This is a genomic window from Arthrobacter sp. Dra40 (assembly GCF_059091905.1).
This window is the reverse complement of sequence record NZ_JBNHHB010000227.1, coordinates 1-7,919: the sequence shown is the minus strand read 5'-3', so window position 1 is coordinate 7,919 and position 7,919 is coordinate 1. Positions and strand designations below refer to the sequence as shown.

The 7,919-nt window shown below is 64.2% G+C and carries 9 protein-coding genes and 1 pseudogene; 7 read left to right on the top strand and 3 right to left on the bottom strand.

The annotated features are described in order from the left end of the window. Window positions 1-323: pseudogene (locus AC5RWT_RS32060) on the bottom strand (hypothetical protein); the annotation flags it as partial. A 58-nt stretch (window positions 324-381) separates the two neighbouring features. Beyond that, window positions 382-1,551 (bottom strand): glycosyltransferase family 4 protein, encoded by a 1,170-nt coding sequence (locus tag AC5RWT_RS32055; RefSeq protein ID WP_494083746.1) that lies wholly within the window; start codon window positions 1,549-1,551, stop codon window positions 382-384. 101 nt (window positions 1,552-1,652) lie between these two features. Between AC5RWT_RS32055 and AC5RWT_RS32050 the strand changes: the two genes are divergently transcribed. From AC5RWT_RS32050 to AC5RWT_RS32040, 3 genes are all read left to right on the top strand, one after another. Then, window positions 1,653-2,399, top strand: coding sequence for a sulfite exporter TauE/SafE family protein (locus AC5RWT_RS32050; protein WP_494083747.1), 747 nt, complete (start codon window positions 1,653-1,655; stop codon window positions 2,397-2,399). 108 nt (window positions 2,400-2,507) lie between these two features. After that, window positions 2,508-2,636 (top strand): hypothetical protein, encoded by a 129-nt coding sequence (locus AC5RWT_RS32045; RefSeq protein WP_494083745.1) that lies wholly within the window; start codon window positions 2,508-2,510, stop codon window positions 2,634-2,636. Between the two features lie 356 nt (window positions 2,637-2,992). Continuing rightward, window positions 2,993-4,303: a cell division protein PerM gene (locus tag AC5RWT_RS32040; protein WP_494083744.1), complete on the top strand. Its 1,311-nt coding sequence runs from the start codon at window positions 2,993-2,995 to the stop codon at window positions 4,301-4,303. Here the strand turns inward: AC5RWT_RS32040 and AC5RWT_RS32035 are convergent, their stop codons facing one another. Further along, complete coding sequence (locus AC5RWT_RS32035) at window positions 4,304-4,714, bottom strand: hypothetical protein (protein WP_494083743.1); 411 nt, start codon at window positions 4,712-4,714, stop codon at window positions 4,304-4,306. It abuts the gene before it with no gap. A 40-nt stretch (window positions 4,715-4,754) separates the two neighbouring features. On the opposite strand from AC5RWT_RS32035, the gene purN reads away from it, so the two are divergent. The 4 genes from purN (at window position 4,755) to AC5RWT_RS32015 (ending at window position 7,865) form a co-directional block, all read left to right on the top strand. After that, window positions 4,755-5,312, top strand: a complete 558-nt coding sequence (gene purN / locus AC5RWT_RS32030) for a phosphoribosylglycinamide formyltransferase (RefSeq protein WP_494083742.1) — start codon at window positions 4,755-4,757, stop codon at window positions 5,310-5,312. A 212-nt stretch (window positions 5,313-5,524) separates the two neighbouring features. Continuing rightward, window positions 5,525-6,181, top strand: a complete 657-nt coding sequence (locus AC5RWT_RS32025) for a DUF6318 family protein (protein WP_494083741.1) — start codon at window positions 5,525-5,527, stop codon at window positions 6,179-6,181. Then, on the top strand, window positions 6,178-7,119 hold the full coding sequence (locus AC5RWT_RS32020; RefSeq protein WP_494083740.1) for a hypothetical protein: 942 nt from the start codon (window positions 6,178-6,180) through the stop codon (window positions 7,117-7,119). The genes AC5RWT_RS32025 and AC5RWT_RS32020 overlap by 4 nt, the downstream gene beginning before the upstream one ends. A gap of 152 nt (window positions 7,120-7,271) precedes the next feature. After that, the gene (locus AC5RWT_RS32015) at window positions 7,272-7,865 is read left to right on the top strand and encodes a DUF6318 family protein (protein WP_494083739.1); all 594 of its coding nucleotides are present in this window, start codon (window positions 7,272-7,274) and stop codon (window positions 7,863-7,865) included. Window positions 7,866-7,919 lie beyond the last annotated feature (54 nt).

Below are 7,919 nucleotides of genomic sequence, written 5' to 3'. Positions count from 1 at the left end.
GGGCGGAACGTGGCGGGTCCGTTGCCGCGTCCGATATAAGCCCCGAGAGGCACGGCGATGCCGCCTCCGCCTCCGCCGGCAGCCCCTTCGGAGTCACCGCCGCCGCCGAAACCGTACTGGAGCCACGCCACGGGCACCACGGTGTCGCCGCCTACTTGCAGGGGTTCCCCGTAGGTCCGCGCAACGCCCAGCGACTTGAGCTGCTCGGCAAGCCGCTCCGGTATGGACGGGCCGGAGGGCCCTGGCTGCTTCTGGCCGGCGGGCTGGCGCTGCCCCTGCCCGGCTGCAGATTCGGGCGCTGAGGATCCGGTTTCCGATGGCATGGCCACATCCTAGTGGAACGGGGACAGGGATCGAAGAGGCGGGAGTTGACTGAGGGTTTCATCCGGCCAGGAAGTCCAGCACGTCGCGGGCCTCGAGGTTCAGCGCCCGCCGATTGACCCTGAGGGCCAGCCGGTAATAGTCCACCAGGTGCTCGCAGAGCACCGGCCAGGTGCGGCCCTGCACGGAGTCGAAGGCGGCCTTGCCCAGCGCCCGCCGCTTGGCGCCGTCGCCCGCCAGATCCTGGACATACCCGCGCAGCTGGTCCAGCTGCCCGGGCTGGTAAATCCACCCGGTCCGCGAGGGGTCCACCAAGTCCACGGGGCCGCCGCGACCCACAGCCACCACGGGCACACCGCTGGCCATGGCCTCCTGGATGGTTTGGCAGAAGGTCTCCGATTCGCCCGGGTGGACAAAGAGGTCGAACGAGGCCATGTGCCGGGCCAGGGCCTCTCCGCTCTGAAAACCGGCGAAGTGCGCGCCGGGCAGTTTCGCCTGCAGTTCTTCCTTCAGCGGACCGGAGCCAACCACCACCAGCCGGGTGCCGGGAAGATCGGCCAGCACCGCCAGGTCCTCCACCTGCTTTTCCGCCGCCAGGCGGCCCACGTAGCCGATGATGCGCTCACCGCCGGGTGCCACGGAAGCCCGCCAGCCGGCGTCGTACTTGCTTGGATGGAAGCGGGCGGTGTCCACGCCCCGGCGCCACAGGTGCACGCGGATGCCGCGGCTGCGCAACTGATCCATGGCGAATGACGACGGCGCCAGCGTCAGGGTGGAGGCATTGTGGATGTTCTCAACCCGTTGCCAGAGCAGTTCCTGCAGCCACGGCGCACCGTAACGGGCCGCATAGGCGGGCACTTCGGTCTGGTAGACGGAGACGGTGGGCAGGCCGAGCTGCCGGGCGGCCTGCACCGCGCGCCAGCCCAGGATGAACGGGGACGCCACATGGACGACATCCGGCCCGAAGTCCGCCAGCATCCGGCGGACGCGGGCGACCGATCCGGCGGCCACCCGCACGTTCGGGTAGCCGCGCAGCGGAATGGACGGCAGGTGACGGACCGGGTAGCCCTCCACCGTGGCCGGTGCTCTCTCCTCCAGCCAGGACGACGCCGGTGCAATCACCACCACGTCGTCACCGCGGCGCCGCAGGTGGGCGATGACCTGCAGCAGGGAGTGGGTCACTCCGTTCATGTGCGGAAGGAACGTTTCGGCGACGATAGCTATCCTCACGCCGACCAGCTTGCCCGCGCCGGACAACGAGCAGGCGAGCACACGGGATCGTGTCGGTGAACGGCGGCCCAACTCCGCTCTGGCAGGGTGGTCGGGTGACCATGGGACTCCTGGCGCTGATTACGGGCGCAATCTTCTTCGGATCGGTGGCGCAGCGCATTGCGGGCATCGGCTTCGCCCTGCTGGTGGCGCCAATCCTGGCCATCCTGCTGGGCCCGCACGAGGGCATCATGATGATCAATATCTGTGCCGTCGTCTCCTGCGGACTGATAGTGCCGCGGGTATGGCAGGAGATCGACTGGAACCTGCTGCTGTGGCTCTCCGTCCCCGCAGCAGCCGGCACTGTGGCAGGTTCGTGGCTCGCAGTGCAGGTTCCGTCCGCAGTGCTGTCCACCGTCGTGGGCGGTGTGGTGATGGCGGGATTGGCCGTGGCGGTGGTGCTGGGCCGAGCCCAGGTTACCGTCTCCGGGCAGCTGCCCAAGGCGCTGGCTGGTCTGGGCTCAGGCTTGACCAACGCGCTCGCCGGCGTTGGTGGCCCGACAGTCAGTGCCTACGCGATCCTGTCCCACTGGCCGCAGCGCCGGTTCGCCGCGACCCTGCAGCCGTTCTTTCTGCAGCTGTGCATCATCACCGTGGGCGCCAAGCTGGCGGTGGACCCGGGCAGCGTGCCGCAGTTGGAGTGGTGGATGTGGGCGCTGATTGCGCTGGCGATCATCGTCGGCATTGTTGCCGGCGAACGACTGGGCCGGCGGCTGCGGGACGAGCATGCCCGGGCCGCCGTGGTCGTGCTGGCCTTCCTGGGGGCGGCGGGCGCGCTGGCCAAAGGGCTGGTGGACCTGTTGGCCTGAGCGCCGTGCTTTTCCTGTCCATTCGGTACCTGAAATAGGGGCTGGCTTTATTTTCTAAAGCAGGTATGGTCTCTAGCAAGACATCCCGCTTGAGAAAGAGGAGCAAAAATGTCCGGAAAAACACCTGCGCGCGAAAGCGCCAAGAAACAAGGTCGAAGCATTAAAGAAAAGCGTGCCGCAAAACGCGAAAAGGCCACCTTGGAGAGTGAAGCCGTTCCCAAGGCCCGGAAGCGGTAGCTCGCCGGTGATGCCCCGTCCGGAGGGACCCAATTGTGGGCGGTCCCAGCGAACGGACCGAGGGGGGTGCCGGAAAAACCGAGCCACGCGGTTCTTGCAGACTGGCGGAGCCACGGAAAGAGTCCGCGGAATTGTTTTCCTGCGTTGAATTTCCGTTGAGCAAAATATCCGCCTGCGGGGCGGCCGGATTGATTTCAACGTCATCCGGCCGCCCATTCTCATTTTTTATGCCGGGAGGATCACGCCTCCCGCCGCCGCTTCCGGCCGCCGTCTCCAGCCACCGCCGTTATGTGCCGGAAGCCACGGTGCCGCGTCGCTGAACGGGCAAGGGGAGCAGGACTGGCACCATAGAAGCAATGAAACTCACGTCGCGACCGGGCGGTCAGACCGGACTGCCAATGCCCCTATGGCTGCAGGGTGTCTTCGAGTTCTTCCAGTGCGCCCTGCTTTCGGCGATCCTGGTGCTGCTGCCACTGGTAGGGGTGTGGTTCGCCGACGGTTTTGACGACCGCAGCTTCGATTCGCTCGCACGGCTCGGCGGCCAGGCCTGGCTGCTGATCCACGGCGTGCCGCTGGAGTTGACCATCCAAACCGGCACCAGTTCGGCTGAGACGCTGCGCGGCACATTGTCGCTGGTTCCGCTGGGGCTCACCCTCATCCCGTTCTTTCTGTCCTGGCGGGCGGGGCGGCGACTGGCGAGGGCGTCCTACACGGACCAGCTCTGGCAGGCGCTGGCCGGTGCACTCGGAACGTACGCTGCGGTGGGAGCTGCCACCGCGTACCTGGTGCGCACGGACGAAGTGGATATCTCGGTCGTGGCAGGCGCACTCATCCCGCTGGTTCCGGCCGGCGCCGGCCTGGTTGTCGGCGCGTACCGCGAAGCCGGCTCCTGGGGCAGGTTGATCGGGGTGGATGCCGCGGCATGGGTGGCACGCACCAGCCAGCATTCCCGCTGGGCCGGATCCTATGTCTGGGCAGCCGTCCGCGCCGGGCTGCTGGCGGTAACCGCGGCGGTGGCATTTTCCGCGCTGCTGCTGGCCGTGGATCTGGGCCTGCACTGGGCGGAGGTCGTGGAGATCTACGAACAGCTCGGCCCGGGCATAATCGGCGGAGCCGTGCTGACGGTGGGGCAGTTGGGGCTGGTCCCCAACCTGGTGGTCTGGACGCTCTCGTGGTCCTCTGGGGCAGGCTTTGCCATCGGGTCGGGCAGTTCGATCGGACCCCTGGCCACCACGGTGGGTCCCATGCCCGCCTTCCCCGTGCTCGGGGCGTTGCCCGTGGGCGAGCTCTCCCATGGGGTGGCGGCGCTGGCCTTGCCGGTAGTTGCCGGAGTACTGGCCGGCTGGTGGTTCCTACGGGAAGGTGAGAACCATTTCGATGAGTGGCTGTCGATCAAGATCCAGTCACGCTGGTTCACGGCATCGGCATCCACCGTGGCGCTGGGATTGTTTGTCGGAGCCGTCGCCGGAGCCGCAACTGCCGGGCTGGTGTGCCTGTCCAACGGGTCGCTTGGCATTGGGCGGCTGACGGAGATCGGGCCGGATCCGTTCTGGACCGCCCTCTGGGTGGCAGGGGAAGTCGCCGTCGGAACAATGCTCGGATACGCGGTTGCCCCCTGGCTGGAACGCGAACCGGCCAGATCCCGCAGCCGTCAGAGCCGTCAGTGACTACCGGTTCAGCAGGTCGTTGAAGTTGCCGAGTTTGTCCTGATACTGCGCCAAGCATGCTTCGCGCGCGGACTGGGTGACGGCCATTTGGTTGCAGGCTTCGAAATCGGCGGTCAGCGGCCAGAACAGCACCTGCGCCAGCGTGGTCAGCAGGAAGAAGCCGCCTGCGCCGATGCCCAGTACATACGTGATGCGCAGCGAGCCGGGCATGCGCGCACGCACCGCTTTAACCAGGCCGATCACGGCCACGACGATGCTGGCCAGTGCCAGTGCCGGAGCCACTGCCTTCCAGGGCAGCGGAAGCGCAGTGGCCAAGAAAGTGGAAGCCAGCAACAGCAGCAACACACGGATGAAGAGCCCCGCGGACTTGGTCTGTTCCTCGGTTGGCGCCGGACGCGTGTTCTGCAGCATGGTTTAAGCCTAGGCGAGAGGGGCGCATAAAGTTGATTCCATGCGCATAGTGGTCCTCGTCTCCGGCTCCGGCACCAATCTCCAGGCTGTCATTGACGCCGTCAGCGACGGCCGGCTGGATGCCGAGATCACCGCCGTCGGCAGCGATGTTCCCGGCTGCCGCGGGCTGGAACGAGCCGCTGCAGCAGGGATTGAGACGTTCACGGTGGCTCCCGCAGACTTCGCCTCGCGGCCGGAATGGAACCGCGCTTTGGAAGAAGCTGCCGCTGCCTACCGGCCGGATGTGGTGCTGCTGGCAGGCTTCATGCGCATTCTCGACGCCGAATTCGTTGCCCGCTTCGAGGGCCGCTTGGTAAACACCCACCCGGCGCTGCTGCCGTCTTTCCCGGGAGCCCACGGCGTGCGCGATGCCATGGCCCACGGCGTGAAAGTGACAGGAGTGACGGTGCACCTGGTCGATTCCGGCGTCGACACCGGGCCCATTCTGGCCCAAGCGGCAGTGCCGGTGCTCGAGGACGACACCGAAGAATCCCTGCACGAACGGATCAAGGTGGAGGAACGCCAACTTCTGGTGCAGACCCTCGCCAAGCTTGCCTGACCTCAGGTCAACAACGACGCCGGTGCCCCGCGAAGGTGGGCCTGCCCGCCTTCCCTGCGCCAAGACAGCTGTTCTGACGTGCTGCTGTCAAGGGAAGGGCGCCGTTCTGGTCCGCCGCGTACCAAACCTGTGGAAAACCTCCTCATGCTGTGACCCGTCTGGTTAGACTGCTCGGACCAAGCGTCCCGCCCGACCAACACCTGGGGGTCCGAGTGAGCCAGCAGCCACCGCTCGCGGCAAGAACGCGCACCAGATCCACCGCCCTGCTCATCGCCGCTGCCGCCCTTGTGCTCACTGGCTGCGTCGGATCCGCCGGCGCCGAGCCCTCTACTTCGCCCGCCCCCGCGGCCTCGCCCGTAGCTAGCGCGAGCCCGGAGCCCACACCTGCCTACAAGCCCGCCTCCAAAGAGGGACCGGCGGAGAACGTTCCCGTTCCTGAGATGCCGAATGAAGCCTCGCTGAAATCTCAACAAGGTTTGGAAGCCTTCATTCCCTACTGGTTCGAGATCGTGTCGTACGCCTACGAGACGGGTGATGTGGAACGGCTTGAATCTATAACTGGTCCGCGTTGTGCGCTATGCAATGCTGTGACTGCCGACATTAAGGCCTGGACGTCTGAGGGCAGATGGATAGTCGGTGGATCGCTGGAAGTGACGAAGATTGAAGACCGCTATGTGGAGACAGTGAGCGGCGGGTATGCGCCCTATATCTTCTTTACCCAGGAGCCCCTTACTTACTATTCGAAGGGGTCAGTACAAGGCGAATCTGACGGTATTGCCAAGCCTTCGTTGTGGATTCCAGAAGTGAAGTACCAAAACGGCGGTTGGCAAATGATCGATTTAAACCGTCCCGAGGACGCAGGCAAATGAAGCACCCGTCGCGCTTCCACCTAACTTGCAGCTGGATTGCATTCACGATTGTTTTCTTGCTGGTCGGCGCGCCAGCAGCATGGTCTTCTGGAACCGGCCTGCCCCCTATTGGGGGCGACTTCGTAGAAAGCGACATTGTCTTGGAAGCGGAGAAGACCCTGTCAAGAGAGCCTTCAGCCAGCCACGAGCAAGTTGCGCAGTCGGTACTATCTGGCGCAGTACCTTCCCCGATGCAGCGTAAGTTAGAGCCGGTGTGTATCCCGAACCTTGTGGATATCTCGGTCGAATGCCTCCTCATCAATTCGAATTGTTCTGTCGGCGCAGACGGAACGCTAATGCGTATTCTTGAAGCGCCTGCTGGGCAAGACCCACCGAAATGGGTTGATACGACCAGAACGATCTGCCAATATTCGGATCGGCCAATGGAAGTCTCCGCAGGCGAAGCGGAGGAGTTGCCCGTAGTCACCGTCGAGTTCTTCCGACGCTTGCCTATCGCTCCATCCGGCCTCTTCGTCGAGCCTGTCCCGCATACGTTGGTCGGAGCCGAAACCAACGTATATGCAAGTCCAAATGACCAGACCTTTAACGAGGAGATCGATGGTCACGGTGTGTCTGTCCGAGCGATCCCAACTTCGTACACGTGGCATTACGGCGATGGAACGTCGTTGGGGCCGATGGACCAACCGGGAGGACCGCTGCCTGCAGAGCGTCTCGGAGAGAAAACTCTTACCAGCCACCGCTATACAGAAACGGGAGATGTTCAAGTCTCTTTAACAACTGCCTATAGAGGCGAATACTCGATCAACGGATCGGACTGGATAGCGATTGCAGGCGAGGCCCAGGTAATTAGCCCAGCAGTGAACCTCAGCGTTTGGCGGTCTGTCGTAAACAATTACGCAGACAACTGTTTAGAAAATCCCGAGGGTGCTGGCTGCTAGACAAGGGCATAAGAATGTCTTGTGATCTGCAACACCTGAAGTGCTATTTTCAGATTTTCAGAGCTACCCCGGCGATAGGGTGTGTGACGGTGCTGACGTCGCTGAAAAGCGAGCAGTCGGCATCCTCTCAAACCGTTATCCCAGGGGAGACCATGAAGAAGTTGATGATGTCCGGTGCCATGATGGCGGCGGCAGCAGTTGCGCTGGTGGGCTGTGGCAGCGAAGCCGGTGCTGGCAAGCCGGCTGACAGCAACAAGCCGGTGGCGGCCACCACCGAAGCGCCCGCGCAGAACGTACGGACGCCGGAGAAGAACGACCGGATGGCCGAGGACACGGCCGAGGGCCTGGCATCCTTCACGTACTACTACTTTGATGCCAAGAATTACGCGATCCAGACCGGTGACGCAGACCTGATGCGTGAAGCAGCCGCGGACTGCAAGAGCTGCATGGCCGAGGCCGATGCCATCGAGGCTGTGTACGCGGACGGTGGCTGGATTGTGGGCGGGCAGCCGAAGGCGCTGAACGTAGTGGCGCTCGCTGAGGCCAAGAACGACGCCGGCAACCTGAGCGCCGTGGTTCCGTACATGGAAGATGCCAGCACGACGCTGGACAAGGACGGCAAGACCGTCGAGTCCAAGAAGTGGGATTCGGACGGAACCACTCTGACTGTCACTGCCAACTACGCCGACGGCGTGTGGTCGATGGCTGCTGTCGAAGAGACTCCGGACGCCGAGATCCCGGAGTAAGAACCCCAACAGAAGCGATGAGCGCGCCCTTCCGCCAGCTGGCGGAAGGGCGCG

What these genes read in the sequence shown, in the direction of transcription:
- AC5RWT_RS32050 (WP_494083747.1), top strand. Translation starts at nt 1,653, where the DNA reads ATGGGACTCCTGGCGCTGATTACGGGCGCAATCTTCTTCGGATCGGTG.
- AC5RWT_RS32045 (WP_494083745.1), top strand. Translation starts at nt 2,508, where the DNA reads ATGTCCGGAAAAACACCTGCGCGCGAAAGCGCCAAGAAACAAGGTCGA.
- AC5RWT_RS32040 (WP_494083744.1), top strand. Translation starts at nt 2,993, where the DNA reads ATGAAACTCACGTCGCGACCGGGCGGTCAGACCGGACTGCCAATGCCC.
- AC5RWT_RS32035 (WP_494083743.1), bottom strand. Translation starts at nt 4,714, where the DNA reads ATGCTGCAGAACACGCGTCCGGCGCCAACCGAGGAACAGACCAAGTCC.
- purN (WP_494083742.1), top strand. Translation starts at nt 4,755, where the DNA reads ATGCGCATAGTGGTCCTCGTCTCCGGCTCCGGCACCAATCTCCAGGCT.
- AC5RWT_RS32020 (WP_494083740.1), top strand. Translation starts at nt 6,178, where the DNA reads ATGAAGCACCCGTCGCGCTTCCACCTAACTTGCAGCTGGATTGCATTC.
- AC5RWT_RS32015 (WP_494083739.1), top strand. Translation starts at nt 7,272, where the DNA reads ATGAAGAAGTTGATGATGTCCGGTGCCATGATGGCGGCGGCAGCAGTT.